At 42.2% G+C, this 20,642-nt stretch carries 17 protein-coding genes and 7 pseudogenes; 6 read left to right on the top strand and 18 right to left on the bottom strand.

Annotated elements, in window-relative coordinates:
• Nucleotides 1–147: 147 nt before the first annotated feature.
• Nucleotides 148–1,682 (top strand): annotated as a pseudogene (spoVB, locus tag JCM19033_RS05375) (stage V sporulation protein B); the annotation flags it as partial.
• A gap of 32 nt (nucleotides 1,683–1,714) precedes the next feature.
• Here spoVB and JCM19033_RS21965 read toward each other — a convergent pair.
• Both JCM19033_RS21965 and JCM19033_RS05385 read right to left on the bottom strand, forming a co-directional pair.
• Nucleotides 1,715–2,365 carry a DUF421 domain-containing protein gene (locus tag JCM19033_RS21965; protein ID WP_083465278.1) on the bottom strand — a complete coding sequence of 217 codons (651 nt, stop codon included), beginning with the start codon at nucleotides 2,363–2,365 and terminating at the stop codon, nucleotides 1,715–1,717.
• A 153-nt stretch (nucleotides 2,366–2,518) separates the two neighbouring features.
• Nucleotides 2,519–3,810: pseudogene (locus JCM19033_RS05385) on the bottom strand (ArsB/NhaD family transporter).
• 236 nt (nucleotides 3,811–4,046) lie between these two features.
• On the opposite strand from JCM19033_RS05385, the gene JCM19033_RS05390 reads away from it, so the two are divergent.
• On the top strand, nucleotides 4,047–4,424 hold the full coding sequence (locus JCM19033_RS05390) for a TIGR04086 family membrane protein (RefSeq protein WP_054635544.1): 378 nt from the start codon (nucleotides 4,047–4,049) through the stop codon (nucleotides 4,422–4,424).
• A gap of 173 nt (nucleotides 4,425–4,597) precedes the next feature.
• Here JCM19033_RS05390 and yajC read toward each other — a convergent pair whose 3' ends face one another.
• The 10 genes and pseudogenes from yajC to JCM19033_RS05440 form a co-directional block, all read right to left on the bottom strand.
• Complete coding sequence (gene yajC, locus JCM19033_RS05395; protein WP_054635545.1) at nucleotides 4,598–4,852, bottom strand: preprotein translocase subunit YajC; 255 nt, start codon at nucleotides 4,850–4,852, stop codon at nucleotides 4,598–4,600.
• A gap of 40 nt (nucleotides 4,853–4,892) precedes the next feature.
• A complete protein-coding gene (tgt, locus tag JCM19033_RS05400; RefSeq protein ID WP_054635546.1) occupies nucleotides 4,893–6,032 on the bottom strand; it encodes a tRNA guanosine(34) transglycosylase Tgt in 1,140 nt (379 codons plus the stop codon).
• Nucleotides 6,013–7,071: a tRNA preQ1(34) S-adenosylmethionine ribosyltransferase-isomerase QueA gene (queA, locus tag JCM19033_RS05405; RefSeq protein WP_054635547.1), complete on the bottom strand. Its 1,059-nt coding sequence runs from the start codon at nucleotides 7,069–7,071 to the stop codon at nucleotides 6,013–6,015. Before queA ends, tgt begins: the two co-directional genes overlap by 20 nt.
• Nucleotides 7,072–7,149: 78 nt before the next feature.
• Nucleotides 7,150–7,369 (bottom strand): annotated as a pseudogene (locus JCM19033_RS05410) (DUF2905 domain-containing protein).
• A pseudogene (ruvB, locus tag JCM19033_RS05415) lies at nucleotides 7,362–8,364 on the bottom strand (Holliday junction branch migration DNA helicase RuvB). The pseudogenes JCM19033_RS05410 and ruvB overlap by 8 nt, the downstream one beginning before the upstream one ends.
• A gap of 19 nt (nucleotides 8,365–8,383) precedes the next feature.
• Nucleotides 8,384–8,983, bottom strand: a complete 600-nt coding sequence (gene ruvA / locus JCM19033_RS05420; RefSeq protein ID WP_054635638.1) for a Holliday junction branch migration protein RuvA — start codon at nucleotides 8,981–8,983, stop codon at nucleotides 8,384–8,386.
• A 341-nt stretch (nucleotides 8,984–9,324) separates the two neighbouring features.
• Entirely contained in the window at nucleotides 9,325–9,921 is a 597-nt protein-coding gene (locus JCM19033_RS05425) for a BofC C-terminal domain-containing protein (RefSeq protein ID WP_054635548.1), read from the bottom strand.
• 71 nt (nucleotides 9,922–9,992) lie between these two features.
• A complete protein-coding gene (locus JCM19033_RS05430) occupies nucleotides 9,993–10,748 on the bottom strand; it encodes a YebC/PmpR family DNA-binding transcriptional regulator (RefSeq protein ID WP_054635549.1) in 756 nt (251 codons plus the stop codon).
• A gap of 172 nt (nucleotides 10,749–10,920) precedes the next feature.
• Nucleotides 10,921–11,229: a YhcN/YlaJ family sporulation lipoprotein gene (locus tag JCM19033_RS05435; protein WP_054635550.1), complete on the bottom strand. Its 309-nt coding sequence runs from the start codon at nucleotides 11,227–11,229 to the stop codon at nucleotides 10,921–10,923.
• The gene (locus JCM19033_RS05440; protein WP_054635551.1) at nucleotides 11,196–12,011 is read right to left on the bottom strand and encodes a hypothetical protein; all 816 of its coding nucleotides are present in this window, start codon (nucleotides 12,009–12,011) and stop codon (nucleotides 11,196–11,198) included. Before JCM19033_RS05440 ends, JCM19033_RS05435 begins: the two co-directional genes overlap by 34 nt.
• Before the next feature lie 1,039 nt (nucleotides 12,012–13,050).
• On the opposite strand from JCM19033_RS05440, the pseudogene JCM19033_RS27950 reads away from it, so the two are divergent.
• A pseudogene (locus tag JCM19033_RS27950) lies at nucleotides 13,051–13,107 on the top strand (hypothetical protein); the annotation flags it as partial.
• A 68-nt stretch (nucleotides 13,108–13,175) separates the two neighbouring features.
• Here the strand turns inward: JCM19033_RS27950 and safA are convergent.
• Nucleotides 13,176–13,370 (bottom strand): annotated as a pseudogene (gene safA / locus JCM19033_RS27955) (SafA/ExsA family spore coat assembly protein); the annotation flags it as partial.
• Nucleotides 13,371–13,566: 196 nt separating this feature from the next.
• On the opposite strand from safA, the pseudogene JCM19033_RS05450 reads away from it, so the two are divergent.
• Nucleotides 13,567–14,111 (top strand): annotated as a pseudogene (locus tag JCM19033_RS05450) (transcription repressor NadR).
• Between the two features lie 29 nt (nucleotides 14,112–14,140).
• Here the strand turns inward: JCM19033_RS05450 and pheA are convergent.
• From pheA to JCM19033_RS05470, 4 genes are all read right to left on the bottom strand, one after another.
• On the bottom strand, nucleotides 14,141–15,031 hold the full coding sequence (pheA, locus tag JCM19033_RS05455; protein WP_054635553.1) for a prephenate dehydratase: 891 nt from the start codon (nucleotides 15,029–15,031) through the stop codon (nucleotides 14,141–14,143).
• Nucleotides 15,032–15,071: 40 nt separating this feature from the next.
• Nucleotides 15,072–15,479, bottom strand: coding sequence for an ACT domain-containing protein (locus JCM19033_RS05460; RefSeq protein ID WP_054635639.1), 408 nt, complete (start codon nucleotides 15,477–15,479; stop codon nucleotides 15,072–15,074).
• A 231-nt stretch (nucleotides 15,480–15,710) separates the two neighbouring features.
• On the bottom strand, nucleotides 15,711–16,994 hold the full coding sequence (gene obgE, locus JCM19033_RS05465) for a GTPase ObgE (RefSeq protein WP_054635554.1): 1,284 nt from the start codon (nucleotides 16,992–16,994) through the stop codon (nucleotides 15,711–15,713).
• Nucleotides 16,995–17,004: 10 nt separating this feature from the next.
• Nucleotides 17,005–17,547: a Spo0B C-terminal domain-containing protein gene (locus JCM19033_RS05470; protein WP_054635555.1), complete on the bottom strand. Its 543-nt coding sequence runs from the start codon at nucleotides 17,545–17,547 to the stop codon at nucleotides 17,005–17,007.
• Between the two features lie 203 nt (nucleotides 17,548–17,750).
• Between JCM19033_RS05470 and JCM19033_RS05475 the strand changes: the two genes are divergently transcribed.
• Nucleotides 17,751–18,011: a hypothetical protein gene (locus JCM19033_RS05475; protein ID WP_054635556.1), complete on the top strand. Its 261-nt coding sequence runs from the start codon at nucleotides 17,751–17,753 to the stop codon at nucleotides 18,009–18,011.
• Nucleotides 18,012–18,213: 202 nt separating this feature from the next.
• Entirely contained in the window at nucleotides 18,214–19,179 is a 966-nt protein-coding gene (locus tag JCM19033_RS05480; RefSeq protein ID WP_054635557.1) for an agmatinase family protein, read from the top strand.
• Between the two features lie 41 nt (nucleotides 19,180–19,220).
• Here the strand turns inward: JCM19033_RS05480 and hemY are convergent, their stop codons facing one another.
• Nucleotides 19,221–20,642: a protoporphyrinogen oxidase gene (hemY, locus tag JCM19033_RS05485; protein ID WP_054635558.1), complete on the bottom strand. Its 1,422-nt coding sequence runs from the start codon at nucleotides 20,640–20,642 to the stop codon at nucleotides 19,221–19,223.

A 20,642-nucleotide genomic window follows, 5' to 3' on the forward strand; every position in this document is an offset into this window, starting at 1 on the left:
CATTATCAACTCTGAAAAGGCCTCTTTCATGAATGACTCCCTTTCTGTCTGATTTCTTTCATTCTATGAAACTTGTCATGCTTGACCCTCTTCTTAGCATATTAATTATTGCGCGGAAATACCATCCTTTTTTGAAGGAGGAGGGAGATGTCAAAACAAACCTTCCTGCAGGGAACATTGATTTTAATTATGGCAGGACTGATCACACGCTTTTTAGGCTTTATTAATAAAATTGTTGTAGCAAGGATAATGGGGGCTGAAGGGGTAGGATTATATATGATGGCTGTTCCTACCCTGTTATTAATTATCACTTTAACTCAGCTTGGTCTGCCCGTAGCTATATCAAAATTAATTGCCGAGCTGATGCCGAAAACGACACAAAAAAGATGAAAAAGATTTTGGTTGTTTCTTTAGCTGTAACAGGATCTTCAAGTATTATCTTTACAATAGGAGTCATGGCAGCTGCTCCTTTTCTTTCCTCATTTCTCCTGACAGATGCCCGGGCTCTTTATCCCTTATTAGCGATTATTCCTATCGTCCCTATTGTTGCATTGTCTGCCGTGCTGCGAGGTTATTTTCAAGGCCGTCAGAATATGAGACCTACCGCATATTCTCAAGTTATAGAGCAGGTTGTCCGCATTACCTTAGTTGCTATATGCACGAAAGCTTTTCTTCCTTATGGAGTTGAATATGCTGCTGCAGGGGCCATGCTTTCAGTAGTAGCTGGTGAGCTTATATCTTTGCTCTATATGATCTGGATGTTTAAAGCTAAGAAACCTATGAAAGTTCGCAAACAGTTTTTCTCCTACGTCAAAGGAGGGAAGAAAACATTTAACGATCTCATGACGATTGCCCTGCCGACTACCGGCAGCCGTCTTGTAGGGTCCCTGTCGTTTTTCTTTGAACCAATTGTCGTTGCCCAGAGTCTTGCCATTGCCGGCGTCGCTACTGCGGCTGCGACTGCTCAATACGGTGAGCTCAGCGGCTTTGTGATTCCATTACTCACTCTGCCTACTTTCATCACTGCTTCCCTTTCAGTCTCACTCGTACCTGCCATTAGTGAAGCTGCAGCTAGAAATGACTACCGTACAATTCAAAAAAGGCTGAGACAGGCTTCCAGAGTAGCTTTTATTTCTGGTGGAATTTCAGTCGTGGTCTTATATGTATTTGCTGCACCAGTCATGGACCTTATGTATAACGCTCCTCATGCAGCTGTCTTTTTGCATGTAATGGCTCCTTTTACCATATTCCTTTATTTCCAAGGACCGCTCCAGGCAACCCTGCAAGCTTTGAATATGGCAAAAGCTGCTATGTACAACAGCCTGGCTGGGGCGATTGTTAAAATAGGAACCATTGCTGTTCTAGCCTCCCAGCCTGGCTTGGGAATCATGGGGGCAGCTCTTGGCATTACTGTCAGCATGGTTTTAGTGACACTGCTTCATTTTACAGCTGTGGCAAAAACGATCAGCATTACAATCGAAACAAGAGAAATTCTTTCCATACTGGTTATCATGCTTGGTTCAGGTTGGGCCGGACACTGGTTTTTTCATGAAGCCCTTCAGCATTCCCTCCTTCTTCCAAGGACAATACTTGCCCTCATTTTTACAGTGCTTTGTTACGTGGCAGGGTTATTTCTCTTTAGAATCGTAACGATAAAGCATGTGTTACGCTTGCCCTTCTTTACATTTTTTCAAAAAAATAGCCCTTACGCGGGCTATTTTTTGTTATCATCCAAATCCACAAACATGGTGCCATCTGCCCGGAAGGCACAGTATGATACTTCTTTAACTGTTTTAATTCCCGCTTTTCTTAATTCCCTTCTCAGCCAAAGTTCATTTTTGCCTGCTTTTTTTAAATGAGAATGCTGAATAACCCCGTCAATGATAAAGGGGAGAGGCATAGAAATTTGGTCTTCATCATTTTCTTCAAATACAGAGAGCTCTCCTGAAGGCTCCAGAATAGCAAATTCTACATCAGAAAGATCTTTTATGTTTTTTTGCCTTAACTGCATCATCAAGTCATCAAAATTGTATCTTTGTCTACGCATTTCCTTTTCATCTATTTTTCCCTCTTTAATAATGTATGAAGGAGTACCGTCTACCAAGTGGCGGATTTTTTCACTTTTCAAAGAAAGAAATGCTAAAGCAATTTGGATGACAGATAAAAGGACAATAGGAAGAAATGCTTCCAACATGGACATCCGAATATTTTCAATGGAGATGACCGCTAATTCTGCAATCATTATCGATACTACAAAATCCAATATCGAAAGCTGCCCAAGTTCTCTTTTACCCATAACTCTCAGGATGATCAGCAAGAAAATATAAACAAGCAATGTACGAATAAGGATAGTTACCGGATCCATACTATTCACCCTTCTTCCCGCTGCAATTTCTAATCACGGAATGTTAGTATGCCCCCTTTACTTTTTTTCATAAAGGAAACAAAGATACAAAAAATCCCTCGCTTTTTACAAGCGAGGGATTTTTTAGTTTGCTCTGGAAGTTGAAGTCAGTTTTTAGTAGAACATTAAATACCTTACATAAAGATAAATCGTTGATATCAGAAAAGACACTAAAGCAGTAGGGGCACCGACTTTAAAAAATTCATAATAAGAAAAGCCCTGATTTGCTTTTGCTGCAAGACCAGCAACAATCACATTAGCCGTAGCTCCAATAATCGTGGCATTGCTCCAAGGCACGCTCCAAGAGCCAACGCCCACCATAAAGGCTCAAGATGGCCAATACCATAGCTTTCAAATTCCAGTATAACTGGAATCATGGCTGCCACAAAAGGAATATTATCTACAAACCCTGATACAATGCCTGAAACCCAGAGAATAAGCAAGGAAGTCTGAGGCACGTCTCCCCCTGTATAATAAATCAGACTTCGTGCCATTTCTTCAATCAAACCTGATTCTTCTAAACCTCCAACGAGCATAAATAAACCGATAAAAAAGAAGATCGTTACCCATTCAACCTGTTTAAAAACCTCTTCTACATTAGACTCTTCATGCGTTAAAAACAAGAGAAGAAGGGCGCCACCCATTGCAATAGCCGTTAATTCCACCTGAAGCATAGGCTGGGCAATAAAAGCTGTTACCGTCAGAAACAAGACAAACACTGATTTAATTAAGACGGATTTGTTTTTAATATAAGAAGCTGCGTTGATTTCCATCAGCTTCTTTTGAGCCATATTGTTTTGATTCGTTTGAAACTCACCCTTGTAATAAAATGCAAGTCCAGCCATCACCACGATGAAAATTAACACTACCGGAGGTCCCAGGTGAACAATAAAATCATTAAAGGTTAAGTGGGAAACAGCCTGGCCGATCATAAGATTTGGCGGGTCTCCAATTAAGGTGGCCGTCCCTCCAATATTTGACGCCATTACGATAGCTATCAAAAAAGGAACAGCGCTCATTCCCAGGATTCCGGTTAAGGTAAATATAATAGGTGCTACCAAAAGAACTGTGGTGACGTTATTTAAAAATGCAGATCCTACTGCAGTGAGAACCGAAAACATAATTAACAGAGATATTGGCTTTCCACGCACGATTTGCGCAGCTTTCACGGCTACATATTCAAACATACCACTCTGACTGGAAACAGACACCAGGATCATCATCGAAAAAAGTAAAGCGATGGTATGCCAGTCGATGTACCGAAAAAAAGCCATATCCAAGTCAATAATTCCTGCAAAGAGCATTAAAGAGCCGCCTGCACATGCTACTAAAGCCCGGTTCCCCTTTTCTGTAATAAGAAAGAAATAGCTGAAAATGAAAATAGAGATGGTTAAGATAGCTTCAATCACAAGGCCGCCACCTTTTCTCGGGGTTTGTACTATTTGTATGAGCAGGCTGCCCTTAACATGAAACTTGTTTTTCTGCTTCGTACAAATCAATCTCCAATGGCAGGGACTAACAAGCTCTTGCTCTTAATTGATCTATAAAAAATTTTAAAAAGATCCTTTGAAAAGGATAGTACATTCTATTTAAGACGGGCCATGAATATACATGAGTACAAACTGTAAAAGAGGTGTGGACCATGGCGGAACAGCAACGGTTAATGACGGCAGTGTTCTATGGAACCGGGACCATCATTGCTCTTGTTTTTTTGTTTAGCTTCGTACTGTCTTTAATTCTTCGATTCACTAGTTTTTCCGAGCAATCTCTAACATGGCTTGTGGTTACTCTGTCTATTGGCGCAATGCTGGCTGGAGGAATCACAGCAGGGGTACGATCCTCTTCAAGAGGTTGGCTGACAGGATTTCTTGCGGCTCTTCTTTTTGTTTGCTTAGCTTTTTTAGTTCAATTCTTAGGCTTTGATAATGCCTTTACAGGACACCAAATGTTAATGCATGCCTTATTTCTCGGAACTGCAACGTTAGGAGGCATGATAGGAGTCAACCTTTCTTCTAATTAAGATTGTTTACTACGCTGACATTGCTGACAATCTTGCATTGCAGCTAAATAAGAAACAGGCAATATCCGTATAAAGGCCTGACTCATTGAATTAAGTTTTATTTCTATAAGCAAAAAAGCACACAGCCTATGTATGAGCTGTGTGCTTTGTATGTAGAAGTCATGAAGACTTAATTAATCTTCATTGACAACTTCTCTTACTGCACTGCGGTCAAAAGTCAGCTTACGGTTATCGTTTACAAGAACGATAATCGTATTTTCATCTAACGCATCGATCGTTCCGTGCAGTCCGCCAATTGTGACAACCTTGTCCCCTTTTTGCAAGTTATCGTGCATCTCACGCACTTGCTTTTGACGTTTTTGCTGAGGACGAATCAGCAGGAAGTAAAAAATAGCAAACATCAGGATCAGCATAATTATAGCTTCCATGAATGAAGTCCCTCCCTTCTTAACCTAATTGAATGAATTGTTAGAAGTTCTTGGCACCGGGCTTATTAAACCCATATTTCTCAAAGACCTCGTCACGGAAGTCCAGCAGACGGTCTTCTCGAATCGCTTGTCGAACCTGCTCCATTAATTCTAACAAGAAATAAAGGTTGTGGTAAGAGGTTAACCGAAACCCGAATGTTTCATTGCATTTGACTAAATGACGAATGTAAGCCCGAGAGTAATTTCTGCAAACATGACAGCTGCAATTTTCATCTAATGGCCCAAAGTCTCTGGCATACTTAGCATTCCTGACCACAACTCTTCCAGTACTTGTCATACAGGTCCCGTTGCGCGCAACACGAGTAGGCAGGACACAATCAAACATGTCAATGCCTCTGATAACTCCGTCGATCAATGAATCAGCTGAACCTACCCCCATTAAGTAACGAGGTTTCTCTTCAGGCAGCAGGGGTGTGGTGAATTCAAGCACCTTATTCATTACATCTTTCGGCTCTCCTACCGATAATCCACCTACAGCATACCCGGGAAAGTCAAGAGAAATCAAGTCTTCTGCTGATTGTTTCCTCAGATCTTCATATTCTCCTCCCTGTACAATCCCAAATACAGCTTGTTTTTCAGTATTTTTATGAGCCTCCAGACAACGCTCTGCCCATCTGCTTGTCCGCTCTACTGATTTCTTCATATAGTCTCTCTCTGCTGGATAAGGAGGACACTCATCAAACGCCATCATAATATCTGAGCCGAGAGAGTTTTGAATCTGCATGGCCTTTTCAGGGGAAAGAAAGAGTTTTTCACCGCTAATATGATTACGAAAATGCACTCCTTCTTCCTTTATATCCCGCAGATCACTCAAACTGAATACTTGAAACCCTCCAGAATCTGTGAGAATAGGCTTTTTCCAGTTCATAAAGCTGTGAAGGCCGCCTGCTTCTTCAATAATATCTTCCCCAGGTCTGAGCCAGAGGTGATAGGTATTGCTTAAAATAATCTGAGAACCCATTTCTTCTAGTTCTTCAGGGCTCAATGTCTTTACTGTGGCAAGGGTGCCTACGGGCATAAAAATCGGAGTCTCTATCGATCCATGAGGGGTATGGATGCGGCCTAAGCGCGCCCCGGATTGCTTACATGTCTTAATCAATTCATATGTTACTGCTGTCATTTGAATCCTCCCTGTGGGTAATAAACATAGCGTCTCCAAAACTGAAAAAACGGTATTTCTCCCTCACCGCTTCGTTATAAGCCTTTAGAATAGTTTCTCTTCCGGCGAGCGCACTCACGAGCATGACTAACGTGGACTTTGGCAAGTGAAAATTTGTAAGGAGAGAATCAATACCTTTAAACTGATAACCTGGATAAATAAAAATATCTGTCCAGCCTGAGTCTTCACGAAAAGACCCATTATTTCTGCCAGCTATTGTTTCCAGTGTCCGTGCTGAAGTTGTCCCTACTGCAATAATATTGCCGCCCTGCTCTTTTGTTTTATTCAATAAATCTGCCGTTCCTTGACTCATTTGATAAAATTCAGAGTGCATGACATGTTCACTAATTTCATCTACAGCAACAGGGCGGAAGGTACCTAATCCTACATGAAGCGTAATGGTTGTCACGTGAATACCTCTGGCTCTTGTCGCGTCCAGAAGCTCATTAGTAAAGTGAAGGCCTGCTGTTGGAGCAGCTGCCGACCCATCTTGTTCCGCGTAAACGGTCTGATAGCGTTCACGATCATCCAGCTTCTCTTTAATATAAGGAGGAAGCGGCATTTCACCTAAGGATTCAAGGACCTCAAGGAAAACACCTTCATATTGAAAATCAAGCACACGACCTCCATGTTCTAACACATCAGTGCAAACAGCTTTTAATCGGCCGTCTCCAAATTCAATCACTGTACCTGGTTTGACCCTCTTTGCAGGCTTTACCAGCGTTTCCCATTCATCGCCTTTTACTTGTTTGAGTAGCAGGACTTCTGCCTGACCACCGGTTTCCTTTTGGCCGAGAAGGCGAGCTGGAAGCACCCTTGTGTCATTTAAGACAAGGGTGTCTCCTTCTTTCATGTAATCTAAAATGTCCGGAAAATGTCTGTGCTCTACATTTCCATCAGCAGGGTTTACTATCATTAATCTGGAAGCATCTCTTTTTTTCAGAGGAGTTTGAGCGATCAATTCCTCTGGTAATGTAAAATCAAAATCATTGACGTTCATTACGTCTACCTCTTTTCTTTCTGGCGCTGCGTAAACAATCTTTCTCATCATACAAAAAACAGGTATCTGTGACAAGCTTTACCTAAATCGTCCAATAATAAAAAGGATAATCGACAATACCACACTGATAATGATTGAAGTAACAATCGGAAAATAAATCGTTGTATTTCCTCTTTTTAAAAAGAATATCCCCTGGCAGCTTGCCAAGAGATATGAATTTTCCTCCTACTTGCCAAATCAGCCCAAAGATAATTAATGCTATTCCTATTCCGATAATTATTTTGGGAAAATCAGCCATTTTTTGGCACCTCCATATTGAAATGCTCGTAAACAAGGTGGGTTACAACTCTTCCTCTCGGGGTTCTTTGCAAAAAGCCGATTTGCAGCAGATAGGGCTCATATACGTCCTCAATGGTGTGAGACTCTTCGCCTATCGTAGCAGCAATGGTTTCAAGCCCTACCGGACCGCCACGGAACTTTTCAATAATATTTAATAAAAGCTTGTGATCGATATGATCTAACCCCAGCTTATCTACCTGGAGCCTTTCAAGCGCATCCATTGCAAGCTCTGTTGTGATTATCCCGTTTCCCTGCACCTGGCAAAATCTCTGACCCTTTTTAACAGACGGTTTGCTATTCTCGGGGTTCCTCTGGATCGGCGGGCCATTTCCCCGGCTGCCTCTTCCTCCATCTCTACCGTAAGCAGGTCCCCTGTCCGACTCACAATATCAGCAAGTTCTTCTTCTTTATAGTATTCCAGTCTTGAGAGGACGCCAAACCTGTCCCTTAACGGAGCAGACAGCATCCCCGCCCTCGTAGTAGCTCCTACCAGGGTAAAAGGAGGAAGATCCAATCGGACGGATCGGGCGGTTGAATCCTTTCCAATGACTATATCAATACAAAAATCCTCCATAGCCGGATAAAGAACTTCTTCGACCGACCTTGGCAGTCTGTGAATTTCATCAATAAATAATACATCCCCAGGCTCTAAAGCAGTCAGAACCGCTGCTAAATCACCAGCCTTTCAATGGCAGGGCCAGAAGTCGTCCTTATATTGACTTGCATTTCATTAGCTATGATCATCGCAAGCGTTGTTTTACCAAGTCCGGGGGGACCATAAAGCAGGACATGGTCCAGGCATTCCTCTCTCATCCTGGCTGCTTCAATAAAGATCTTCAGGTTTTCTTTTACCTTTGTCTGCCCAATGTATTGGTCAAAATCAAGAGGGCGTATCCCTTGATCAAAGGATTCTTCTTCAGCCTGGGCTTCTTGTGAGATAATTCTCTCGTCCATACTTACCACCCTCTCTTCATTAATTTAACATGAGCTGAAGAGCTTTTTTCACATATTGGTCAGCAGAAAGCTCTTCTTGTTTGAGTTTCGGAGTGACTTTGCTGATTTCCTTTTCACCATATCCTAAGGCCCTTAAAGCCTCCAATGCCTCCTCAAGGGATGACATTGAAGCTGTGGATTCCTTGTGGGATGCTTCTGCAAACAAGCCTTCGGCCTCTACATATCCCAGCTTTCCTTTCAGGTCTAAGATCATCTGTCTGGCTGTCTTTTTGCCGACACCAGGAAATTTAACTAGAAATTTTTCATTTTCCTGTTCGATGGCTTCAACTACTTGATCCGGTCGTCCAGATGCTAAAATGGCCAACGCACCTTTTGGCCCAATTCCGGAAACCTGTAGAAGCTGCTGAAAAAGCTCTCTTTCCTGACGAGCCGAAAAGCCGTATAAGCGAATTGCGTCTTCTCTGACATGCTGGTATGTATAAACGGTTACTTCTTTTCCTTCATCCTTTTGATAAATGAAGGGATTAGCACAATAAACAAGGTATCCGATTCCTTGAACATCCATCGTAATAAATTCAGTCTCTATATAAACGATCTTTCCTCTGACAAACTCAATCACTGTTGCTTCTCTCCCCATGGCATTCAATTATAAATGCGAACGTGCATTTCCTTTATCATAGCAAATATATGGCAAGGTGGAAAATAACTCTTTTGTCGAATCTTTTCCATGTCAATGATTTTCCCCTATTCGAAGGCTTTATTTTGACTGATCTCATGAAAAAAAGCAGCCTTTCGGCTGCTGGAGCTTAGAGCTGTTGGGTATGTCCTCTCAACAGCCTGCTATTTTAGTAATAGGCCTTTCTTGCACGATAAGCGAGGTTTTGGTCATGAAATATATAAAGAAGTGGCTCTCACCAAGGGTGAAACCCCTTGTTTACCAGACTTTTATCCAAGCCTCATTCACATTTGTTCTGCTTTGGCTTCTTCAAGGACTTTTAGGACACTTTCGTATGTTTCTTTGGTTTTTACAGGAATTCCTTCCCCTAACTGCTCAAGATAATGACTTTCCAATCTCTCTGTATCAATTTGGTAAAAAGACTGAATGACTTCATTACCCTCTGGTCTTCCTTTAAATATAGTAAGAACACCGTTTTCATCTAAGCCAAAATAGCCGCTCCATTTTAACAGGGGAGAAATATCTTCAATGTCCTGTGTAAAAACAATTCTTTCATTATTTTGATCCTTTAACGACCATCCGGAATAATGAGCCCAAAAATCTTCTTGTGCCCAAATGGTCTCCTCAATCGTCTCTTCACTTATCTGGCCATCTAAATAACGTCTTTCAAGCACTACTTTTACCGTTTTAGGCCCTTTGACTGTTTCAACACTTTTTTCTAATTCCAGACTTTCCTCTTGATTGATCCTGCTTTCTCCACTTGTATTTTCTTCAGAACCAAGTAGAGCTGTAGAGGCATAAGAAATGACAAACAATAAGGCTAATAAAGCTGTCATCAAGAAAATAGCTGATTTCTTTACGCTTACTTCTTTTTTACTCATACTTTTCACCGCCAAAAAAAGCTTCCATTTTGGTATAGTGTCACCAATATTGGAAGCTTTTATGCAGGAGTTTAAACCTCGAGCCGATCAAGCTGCTTTTGATCTATTTGAAAATTATGGTACACACTTTGTACATCATCGTTATCTTCGAGGGCATCAATAAGCTTAATCATTTTTTCAGCATCGTTGTCCCCAAGCTCGGACATGGTTGTAGGAACCATCGTAACTTCCGCTGTTTTAAAGGTGTATTCAGATTTTTCAAGGGCATTTTTCACGCTCTCAAAATCCTCCGGATCTGTCAATAATTCGTATGATTCTCCCAACACTTCAACCTCTGCAGCCCCTGCTTCTATGGCATCCAGCATTAAATCCTCTTCATCTCCCTCTGCCGATTCCTTATCTATGGCAAGTACCCCTTTTCGTTGAAACAAGAAGGATACACACCCATTTTCACCTAGGTTCCCGCCGTTTTTGTTAAAAGCAAGTCGCACATTAGCGGCAGAACGGTTCTTATTGTCCGTAAGAACTTTCACCATAACAGCAGCCCCTCCCGGGCCATATCCCTCATAAGTTAATTCTTCGTATGTAACTCCTCCCTCTTCACCTAGAGCTTTCTTAATTGTACGTTCAATATTATCGTTTGGCATATTCTCAGCTTTGGCTTTGCTTAATGCCAGCCGTAATCTCAGGTTCGTTTGTGGATCATCTCCACTTTCTCTCACTGCTGCAAATATTTCAGTGGATATTTTGGTAAAAACCTTCGCTCTTTTAGTATCCTGACTTTCTTTTCTTCGTTTTATATTATTCCATTTAGAATGTCCTGCCATTAGGCTTCACCCTCTCTCCTTGCATTCCGTATTCTATACTATCATAACAGAGGTCAGCGAACTCCCTGAGTAAAATGAGCGAGTAAATATCAGAAAAATTTGTTGCCTGTCATATTTCTCATATTAAAAAAGGGCCCGACAAAAGCTAGGCTTTTGGGACCCTCTTCCAAAGTTAACGGCTGCGTTCAAAAGGACGTTGAGCAAAGTTTGCTACATCTTGAATCATATCGGTTATTGTTTCTCCAACTTCTTCAACAGGCGCTCCGCCTCTAAGCTGCTCATCAATGTTTCTAACGTTGGTATATTGCTCTTCATCAGACACGACATAAACATTTTTTTGTCCGTCAAATGCCTGCTCTACTTTTCTCTCGATACGGTTGCCTAACGTTTGTTTTTGTTCATCATTAATACCAGTGGTGTCGATGCCAATCAATACATCATCTTCTCTTACAATGACACGAGATTCGTTAACAGTGTCCATTTTTCAACTGCATTTGAAATCTTCTGTGCTGTTTGTGCATCATAATCTTGATGGTAATTTCCTAATGCCTGAGGCTGCTGTTGAGTTCCAAATCCTCGATTTCTTTGAACTCCCTGGCCAGCTTGCCCTTGCTGTTTCTGGGCCCCCTGACCTGTAATTCCTGCCCCGGTACCTGCTCCACGCTGCTGCTGGCGAGCATTCAACGTGCCATTTTCACCAACCATACCAGGCCCGCCTACACGGCCGGTACGAGGAGCCAGCTGGTTTTGCATTCCATGGGTCATCTGCCTTCTTTCATTAAAAGCGCCAGTACCTGTCATTGTTCCGCCATAGGTACGGTCACCCCCGGCAAATCCGGTAGTTCCTCCCATTTGGCCGGCTCCCCTGCGGTTGCCTTGCCCCAATCCAGCTCCTGCTCCCATGCCATCTCCTGCACGGTTTGCACCTACATTACCAGTACCTGTCTGGTGTCCTCTTGTTCCCATATTACCAGCGCCCATACGATGACCAGTTCCCATACCTGCTCCCCAGCCTGTTCCACGCTGGATATTGTCACCTGTACGGCGGTCATCCACAGTCAGCATATCTGTAACGGGACCTTCACCACGATAATTATTACGCTGGCCAAATTGACCAGTATCACCACGTTGATCTAAACCTTCATATCCAAAATTTCTTGTATCTTGAGCGCCCATGTCGGCATTTTGATTATCTGCTCCACATCCAGCCAGCCCTCCAGCAATTATAGAAGCTGCTGTAATACTTAAAGCGAATTTTTTCATATTTTAAAACCTCCTTTCACCGATTAGGGTGAGTAAAGGAGGCTTAAAATAAACTGTTAGTTAGAGGAAAGAGTGGTAATCTCCCTAACGTTCTTTATACACTAGGTTTTATTCTTCGTCTTCCTCTCGCTGATATGGCTGAGGAGCTTCCATCTGACCATTTGGCCACATTCCATTGTAAAAATTTTGAGGGAACTCACCATTCATTGGCTGCATCATACCGCCATTGGTGAAATAATCTTCAAAGCCTGCCTGTGGCCACTGCTGATCTGGCCATTGCTGAGCCGGATCAAATTCCTGGCCAAGGTCGTGCATAGGCATCATCGGCTGCATTGGCTGCATCATCGGCTGCATCATTGGCTGCATCATTGGCTGGGCTCCATATCCAAAATAATCCGGATAAGCTCCCATCCCCATACCATAAGGATGAGGTGCAGGCTGATAACCTAAAGGAGCACACCCTGGCATCACCGGAGTCACAGGAATCCAATGCACAGGAGATGGTGGGCACGGATAAGGTTGCTTCAATGGTTTATGGACCTCTGGTGCTTTCGGCATTGGCTGGTGGACTGGCAATTTAGGTGCCGGAGCTGTAGGTGCCACTTTTTTAGGTTTCTTCATTTCAGGTTTTTTTATCTCTGGTTTTTTTATCTCTGGTTTTTTTATCTCTGGTTTCTTTATTTCAGGCTTTTTCATGTAAGGCTCTTTCTTAGGTGCAGGTTTTTTTACAGGAGGTTTTACTGGCATTTTTTTCTTAGGTTCTGCTTTTGGTTTTGCAGGGGGCTTCGGTTTAGGCTGTACCTGCGGCTGGTATGGTGATTTGTAAAAGTTGATATTCATCTGCTGCTGCGGCTGAATGTGTGACACATGAGGCTGCTGTGGTTTCATTTCTGGCATTTTAATTTCTGGCATTTTAATTTGTGGCGGTTTTGGCGGCTTTGGAGCTTCTTTTTTCTTTGGGGCTTTCTTTACAGGCTCTTCATAAACAGGCTTTTCCTTCACTGGTTTTTCTTTCACCGGCTTTTCCTTCACTGGCTGTTCTTTTACAGGTTGTTCTTTTACAGGCACTTCTTTTACCGGCTGCTCTTTAGGTTGATATTCTTTCTTTACTTGCGGCTTTTTAGGTTCTTCTTTTTTAATTTGAACGCTTTTTGAAGGAACCTTAATTTTCATTCCCGGCATAATCATATCAGGGTTAGCCAGATGAGAATTCGCTCCCTTTAATTCTTCAAAGTCCACCCCGTATTTTTGTGCCAGATTCCACAACGTATCTCCTTTTTGGACGATATGAATTTTCATGCATTTTTCCCTCCTATAGGAACTGCAAATATTTATATAAATAACAATAAGGCCACACATTCTTCTTTGAATACAAACTTGATTTTCGTTCAAGCTACTCAGCACAACATATGCTGAAATCTCTAGTCATATGCCAAGGGACTCTTCGCACACGACAAGGGGAGCATGGTACAATAAGGAGTGTACTTAGGAAATAAATACTAATAAAGTCTGCACGTTTCTGGCATGCACTTTACCATAAACGGAAGGGAGAATAGTGGTGGAAGTTAATAAAGAAAAGATACTTGGAGAAAAACGCAGGAACTTACTTTTACAATGGCTTCGAGAATCTTCCAGCCCATTAACCGGAAGCAAACTTGCTGAACGTACCAATGTAAGCAGACAAGTCATTGTACAGGATATCTCTCTCCTTAAAGCAAGAAACTATCCAATTTTAGCCACAGCACAGGGGTATATGCTTATTCCCGGGGAGACGGAAAACATGAAACGCAAAAAATTGTCTGTTTTCATGAAGATGATCCTGCAGTAACTGCTAAAGAGTTAAACTTGATTGTAGACCATGGCGCCACAGTTATCGATGTTTCCATTGAACATCCTTTATATGGGGATATCACTGCCTCTTTAATGCTTTCAAGCCGAAGAGATGTAAAACAGTTTATCGATAGGCTCTCATCAAGTAATGCTGGCCTGCTTTCAGCCCTGACTGATGGAACGCACTTACACACGATAGAAGCCGCATCAGACGAAGTCCTTGATGAAGTAGTACAGATTCTTGATCAGGAAGGGTTTCTCTTAAAATAGTTAATAACATGCAAAAAACCCTGCTCCATTTATTTAGGAACAGGGTTCTTAACGCCTTCTTCTACGTTTTGTAACGAAAAACAGGGATAACTCCCAAGGACTCTTACCCCACAGCCGAGCGCTTCAAGCTCTTGAACTACTCCAGGGATTAACACCTCATCCATTGCCTGATCCACATCGATCACAAAAAAGTAATTACCCAGGCCCGTTTTCATGGGACGAGACTCTATCTTTGATAAATTCAGCTTTCTCCATGCAAAGGCTGAAAGCACCTGGTGAAGAGCTCCTGAATAATCGGAAGGGAGGGTTACCATTAAAGTTGTTTTCTCACCGGTCTTTAAAGAAGAAGAGACTTGAAACGAAGTCTCTGGCCTTTTTAAAATGACAAACTTTGTATGGTTATTCACATAGTCGTGAATGTTTTTCTGGGCGATTACAAGGCCGTATTTTTGTGCTGCAAGTTCATTAGCAATAGCAGCAATAGGCCGGTCAGACTCTTCCAGCACTTTTTTAGCGGCCGCTCCTGTGGAATTTGTATATTGCAAGTCACTTCCAGGCAGCTCTTTGTTGAGAAAGTCATGGCATTGTGCAATGGCATGGGGATGAGAATAAATTTCTGTACATTCCTTCCATTTATCTGCCATTGAGGGGGCTACAAGAAGATGTTGTTCTATAGGAACTACTATCTCTCCTATTATCGGGAGGGTATGCTTGTGTATTAAGTAATCCATGGATAAGTTAACTGAACCCTCAATTGCATTTTCCAAAGGCACAACTGCTAGATCTGCTTCCTTATTTGCAACAGCATCCATACACGCTGGAATAGTTGAAAATGGAAGGTGGGATCCTTCTTTAAATAACCCTTTTACCGCCAACTCCGTAAACGTTCCTTGGGGGCCTAAATAACCTATGGTCTTCATATTCTTTAAACAATCCTTTCTTCCGGTCTCCTGTCATCTCTTATGAACCTGAACCGATGATTTCCACGCTTACCACCGCTTCAATTTCCTTAATCTTGGAGACAAGCTGGCGCAGCTCCATGCTTATAGCAGCAGTATCTATGGTTAATGTTACATTTGCTCTTCCTTGCAGTGGGATGGTCTGGTTGATCGTAAGAACATTAGAGTTCGCTTGTGCCACTACTCCTAACAACTCTGATAAGGAACCAGACCGGTCTTCTAAATGTATTGACAGAGTAATGATTTTCTCTTTTATCATCGTATGAAAGGGAAAAATGGCGTCCCTGTATTTGTAAAACGCACTTCTGCTCAAATCCACCCGTGTGACAGCGTCTCCTACTTTCGTTTCCTTGCCGCTTTCTAAGAGTGCTTTTGCATCTAATGTCTTTTGCATCGCTTCAGTGAGCATATCCTGCCTTACTAAATAAAATCGGTCAATGCGATCTGCCACAATTGTTCACCACCAGCGTTTTACTAATACTTAAAATAAGATTAGTCATGTCTTTACTCATTTGTCATCCTGACAAATAGTATAACTGTTTATTCATTATAAAGATGTATGACTTTTTTGACAATGTTTCTTGTTATGATATGGGCCCCTCATACATGGAAGAAGGCTGCTTTTACAGCAGCCTTCTCGCTATTCGATAAATTCAAATTCAAAATCAAGGAGACGTACGGTATCTCCGTTTTTTGCTCCTCTCTCTCTTAATGCTTCGTCTACTCCCATGTTACGAAGCTTTCTTGAGAACCTTCGAACAGATTCATCATGAGTTAAGTCTGTCATTTTAAAGAGTTTTTCAATACCGGCCCCTGACAAAACAAAGGTGCCATCATCATCCCTTGAGACAATAAAAGGTTTCTGTTCTTTTTCATATTTGTAAAGGACTCGCTGCTCTTGTTCTTCTTCATCATAGAGTGGAAATTCAGGTGTCTGTTCAATTAAGTCAGCGACCTTTAATAACAACTCTCTCAGTCCTTGTCTGGTCAGGGCTGAAATTGGGAAAACAGGGTAGTCTTCTGAAAGCTGTTCTTTGAATAATTCTAATTGAGCTTCGCTATCCGGCATGTCCATTTTGTTTGCTACGATGATTTGAGGGCGCTCAAGAAGTCGCATATTGTATTGTTTCAGCTCATCATTGATCTTAAGGAAATCTTCATAAGGATCTCTTCCCTCAAGGCCGGACATATCAATGACATGAACAATAACTCTCGTCCGCTCAATATGACGAAGGAATTGGTGGCCAAGACCTACTCCTTCATGTGCTCCTTCTATTAAACCAGGAAGGTCAGCCATCACAAAGCTTCTTCCGTCACCTGCTTCTACTACTCCAAGATTTGGGCTCAACGTTGTAAAGTGATAATCAGCGATTTTAGGTTTAGCGGCTGAAACAACGGATAGAAGGGTTGATTTACCTACACTTGGGAAACCCACCAGCCCCACATCAGCCAGCACCTTTAACTCCAGGTTTATAAATCGTTCTATTCCTGGCTCCCCATTTTCACTGATTTCAGGAGCCGGATTTGCCGGAGTAGCAAAGGTTGAATTTCCCCTTCCTCCTCTCCCTCCGCGTGCAACTACAGCTGTCTGCCCGTGAGTAAGAAGATCTGCTAATACTTCTCCTGTCTCATCATCGGTTACAGTTGTCCCCGGGGGAACTTTAATAACCAGGTCTTTTGCATTTTTCCCATGCTGGTTTTTGGACCTTCCATTTTCCCCGTGTCCTGCTTTAAAATGCTGCTGATAACGAAAGTCCATCAGCGTCCGCAATCCCTCATCCACTTCCAAAATAACATTAGCACCTTTTCCACCGTTCCCGCCAGCAGGCCCGCCTTCCGGTACATACTTCTCACGGCGGAAAGCTACCATTCCATTCCCGCCGTCACCGCCTTTAACAAAGACTTTTACCTTATCTATAAACACTAGGGTCACCTCATTTATCATTCATCATTAAAACTAATACTTCTTCGTTCTTTATTACAGCTTCCTTGGGAACCCAAGAAGTCTTTTGCTGCCACTGCCGCTCCACCCATTCCTCCATGGAAGCTTTATTCTTTAACTCCCCTTGAAAGTCCATTTCAATGTAAGGGGCATCTGTTAAATGGAACGTTACCAAAAGGTGGTTGTCTCCTTTTTCACTCACTGTTTTGTCAAGATGCTTTGTAAAAGAAGTGATTAATGTATACCAGTCTTCTTCAAACCCGGCATAATCATTCGTTTCCCCCAGTACTTCTACATCTAAGATAAACCAATGGTTTCCCCAGTTGAAGGTTAATAAAAAATCAGCAACTTTTGGTACATTCATTGTCGACAGTCTGCTCTCGTGTCTTGCTTTCTGGACAATACCCCTTATAATTTCTTCCACGCGCTCATATCTGCCCAATGATATATTTCCCTGAATAAGCTGTATTTGATTCAGCCAATCATGTCTAGCATGCTTTAGTATTTCTACTGCCCTTGTACTATTTTCCGCCATAATTGCACTCCTATAACTCTAAACTTCGAGCTTTTTATTGCAGATAACTCATATTGTACCATAAAGTAACAAAAAATTGGCAGAGAGGCTTTTTTAAGGAAGTATCCTTGATTTATATCGCTGTTGCTTACTGATGTATATTCTAGGAGCCAGGGGACAATATAAATATCGCTACACCATTTATCTTTTCAGGGAGGTTCATTATGCCACAACAAAACCAGCAAGCTCAACAAGCCCAACAAGCAATTCAACAAGCTCAACAAGCTGTACAAAATGCCCAGAATAATCCCCAGCAGCTTCAGCAGGCTCAACAGCAGCTTCAGCAAGCTCAGCAAATGCTTCAACAGGCTTCCCAGCAGGCCCAGCAGCCTCAGCAGGCCCAGCAGCAGCAGTTCCAGCAAATTCAACAAGAGCTTCAGCAGGCTCAGCAACAGCTTCAGCAGGCTCAACAGTCTCAACAATAAATCATGCAATGTTAAGCGGAGTCGGACCTATCCGATTCCGCTTTTTTTAGAAATGCCGTTTTGTAGAACAACCAGAACCATTTATCCATTCACACTCTGGGACATAGCTGCTTCAAACTCATTAAGGCATGAGAATTTTAATGTTTGATTATTTTTAATTAGGGAATTTTTAACCTTATACTTATGTTGAAAGGAGCCGCCTATGTCAGAGGAAACAATTTATGGAAATACTCCTTGCTTTTTAAACAGTGAAAACTTAGTTAATAACCGGGATAAAATGAGCGAAAAGGATATAGTTTTTTATGGAGTGCCATGGGAAGGAGCTGTCACATGGGGGGATTATACAGGCTGTGAACTTGCTCCTAAGGTAATCCGCCTCTGTTCAGCGAGATACAGCTGCTATCTCCCAGAACTTAATCATATGGACATGGCAGAACACCTTACCATGGGCGACCTTGGAGATGTGGATGTAGTGCCTGCTCAAGTAGACGAAACAATGGAAAGAATCCAATCTTTTTCCGGAGAAATATGGAAAAGCGGTGCCTTTCCGATTGCTTTTGGAGGCGATCATGGCATCACCTATCCAATTATCGAATCCTTAACCAAGGAGACCGAAGGCAAAGTAGGTATTATACACCTTGATGCCCATTATGATAATAACCTCCGCTCCGGGGGCGATTTGTATGGACGCGGGTCTCCCTTTGCCCGCCTGTATGAAACCGAAGGAGTGAGAAATGAAAGCCTTGTCCACCTTGGAATACACGGTCCTAGAAATAAACCCGAAAATGGAAAGCTTGCTAAAGAAGCAGGAGCTTCAACGTTTACGATTAAAGATATTCGTGAAGCTGACAGCCTCGAGAACTTTTCCAAAAAGATTTATGATATTGCCTCTGAAGGAACAGATAAAGTGTACCTGAGCATTTGCAGTGATGTGCTAGACTATGCTTTTAATCCAGGGGGCCCGGCTGACGGAAACGGACTTACACCTTATGAACTTGTCACTATGATACATGAGTTTGCCAGCATGGGCCTTTGCGGGATGGATTATGTAGAAGTATATCCTCAGCAAGACACAAACGACTTTTCATCTCACTTTGTTTCGACAGCCGTGCTTTATGCGCTGGCAGGTGTAGTAAAGAATCGCCAGTCCGATCAAGCTGAAGCGTAGAATAAAAAAGAAGCCGCTCTCTTTTAAGTGCGGCTTCTTTTTTACTTAGAAACAGCCATAGGTTTTTCGGGAACAGAAGAAAGAACTTTGTGTACTGCTTTTTCCCCTTGAGTAATACAATCAGGAAGACCAAGCCCTTCATAAGAAGCCCCGGCCAAATGTATACCCGGCATTTCCTTATCAAGGAGTTCCCTCATTTTTTTAAGTTTCTGCTTGTGTCCGACTTCGTATTGTGGCATTGACTGCCTCCACCTTGTAATGCGGGAAAAGGAAGGCCTGCCCTCTACGTTCATGATTTTGTTTAAATCCTTCAATACAACCTCAAGGATCTCTTCATCACTTTTCTCAACGATTTCTTCTTCTCCTGCTCTTCCTACATAGCACCTGAGTAATGCTTTCCCTTTAGGAGCTACATGTGACCATTTTTTATGAGTCCACGTACAGGCAGTAATCGTATAGTTACTTTTTTTCGAAACGACAAAGCCAGTTCCTTCAAATTCCTGTTTTACCTGCTCTTCGTCAAAGGCCATAGCTACTGTGGCTACTGATGTTGAAGGAATTTCCATAAAATCGTCAGTATGGAGATCTTCAGGCAGCATGTTCTTCACTACATCCAGCGGGGTTGTGATAATGACTCTGTCAAAATAAGCTGTGGACTGATCTTTAAAGTTAATTTCATACCCGCTTTCCTTCTTTTTAATAAGGGTAATCGGCGCATTTTTATGAACTACATCCTCATCAAGATGATTTTCAATACTATCAACGAGGGATTGCAGCCCTTTTTTAAAAGAAAGAAAATTACCTTTTGCTTTTCCCTGAGCAGGCTGTTCTTCCTTCTGAGCCATTGAGGACTTCATGCCAAGGATTAAACTTCGATGTTTCTGTTCTATTTCTTCAAATTGCGGGAAAGTTGCTTTTAAGCTTAAATTATCTATATTCCCTGCATAAATACCTGAAAGAAGCGGATCAATTAAGTAATCAACCACTTCATCACCCAGGCGAGTGCGAAAAAATTTCCCTAGTGATTGATCATCGCTTCCGTCACCAGATTTAGGGATGATTAAGTCTCCGGCAGCCCTTGCCTTCCCAAGAGGAGAAAAAAGCTTGGTCTTTACAAATGGCCCCCACTTTGTCGGAATCCCCATCACAGCCCCTCCTGGAATTGGATGCAATGTTTCCTCTTTAAGCACATATGCCTGGCCGGTCTGGTTGTAAAGGAGCTCCCCTTCAAGTCCAACTTCTTTTGCCAGACGGGAAGCGCTCATTTTTCGCGCCAAAAATGAATCTGGCCCTTTTTCAATAATAAATCCATCCGAGTAATCAGTTTGTATTTTTCCACCTAAGCGGCTGTCTGCTTCATACAAATGATACTCAGCATCCAGATTCTTGGCCAAAATTTCTTTTTGCAAGTAATAAGCGGCTGATAACCCTGTAATTCCTCCACCTATAATGGCTATTTTCAT

This window comes from Thalassobacillus sp. C254 (genome assembly GCF_001310615.1).

Coding starts and splice junctions, on each gene's coding strand:
- JCM19033_RS21965 (WP_083465278.1), bottom strand. CDS start 2,365: ATGGATCCGGTAACTATCCTTATTCGTACATTGCTTGTTTATATTTTC.
- JCM19033_RS05390 (WP_054635544.1), top strand. CDS start 4,047: ATGGCGGAACAGCAACGGTTAATGACGGCAGTGTTCTATGGAACCGGG.
- yajC (WP_054635545.1), bottom strand. CDS start 4,852: ATGGAAGCTATAATTATGCTGATCCTGATGTTTGCTATTTTTTACTTC.
- tgt (WP_054635546.1), bottom strand. CDS start 6,032: ATGACAGCAGTAACATATGAATTGATTAAGACATGTAAGCAATCCGGG.
- queA (WP_054635547.1), bottom strand. CDS start 7,071: ATGAACGTCAATGATTTTGATTTTACATTACCAGAGGAATTGATCGCT.
- JCM19033_RS05425 (WP_054635548.1), bottom strand. CDS start 9,921: ATGAGTAAAAAAGAAGTAAGCGTAAAGAAATCAGCTATTTTCTTGATG.
- JCM19033_RS05430 (WP_054635549.1), bottom strand. CDS start 10,748: ATGGCAGGACATTCTAAATGGAATAATATAAAACGAAGAAAAGAAAGT.
- JCM19033_RS05435 (WP_054635550.1), bottom strand. CDS start 11,229: ATGGACACTGTTAACGAATCTCGTGTCATTGTAAGAGAAGATGATGTA.
- JCM19033_RS05440 (WP_054635551.1), bottom strand. CDS start 12,011: ATGAAAAAATTCGCTTTAAGTATTACAGCAGCTTCTATAATTGCTGGA.
- pheA (WP_054635553.1), bottom strand. CDS start 15,031: ATGAAGACCATAGGTTATTTAGGCCCCCAAGGAACGTTTACGGAGTTG.
- JCM19033_RS05460 (WP_054635639.1), bottom strand. CDS start 15,479: ATGCTCACTGAAGCGATGCAAAAGACATTAGATGCAAAAGCACTCTTA.
- JCM19033_RS05470 (WP_054635555.1), bottom strand. CDS start 17,547: ATGGCGGAAAATAGTACAAGGGCAGTAGAAATACTAAAGCATGCTAGA.
- JCM19033_RS05475 (WP_054635556.1), top strand. CDS start 17,751: ATGCCACAACAAAACCAGCAAGCTCAACAAGCCCAACAAGCAATTCAA.
- JCM19033_RS05480 (WP_054635557.1), top strand. CDS start 18,214: ATGTCAGAGGAAACAATTTATGGAAATACTCCTTGCTTTTTAAACAGT.
- hemY (WP_054635558.1), bottom strand. CDS start 20,642: ATGAAAATAGCCATTATAGGTGGAGGAATTACAGGGTTATCAGCCGCT.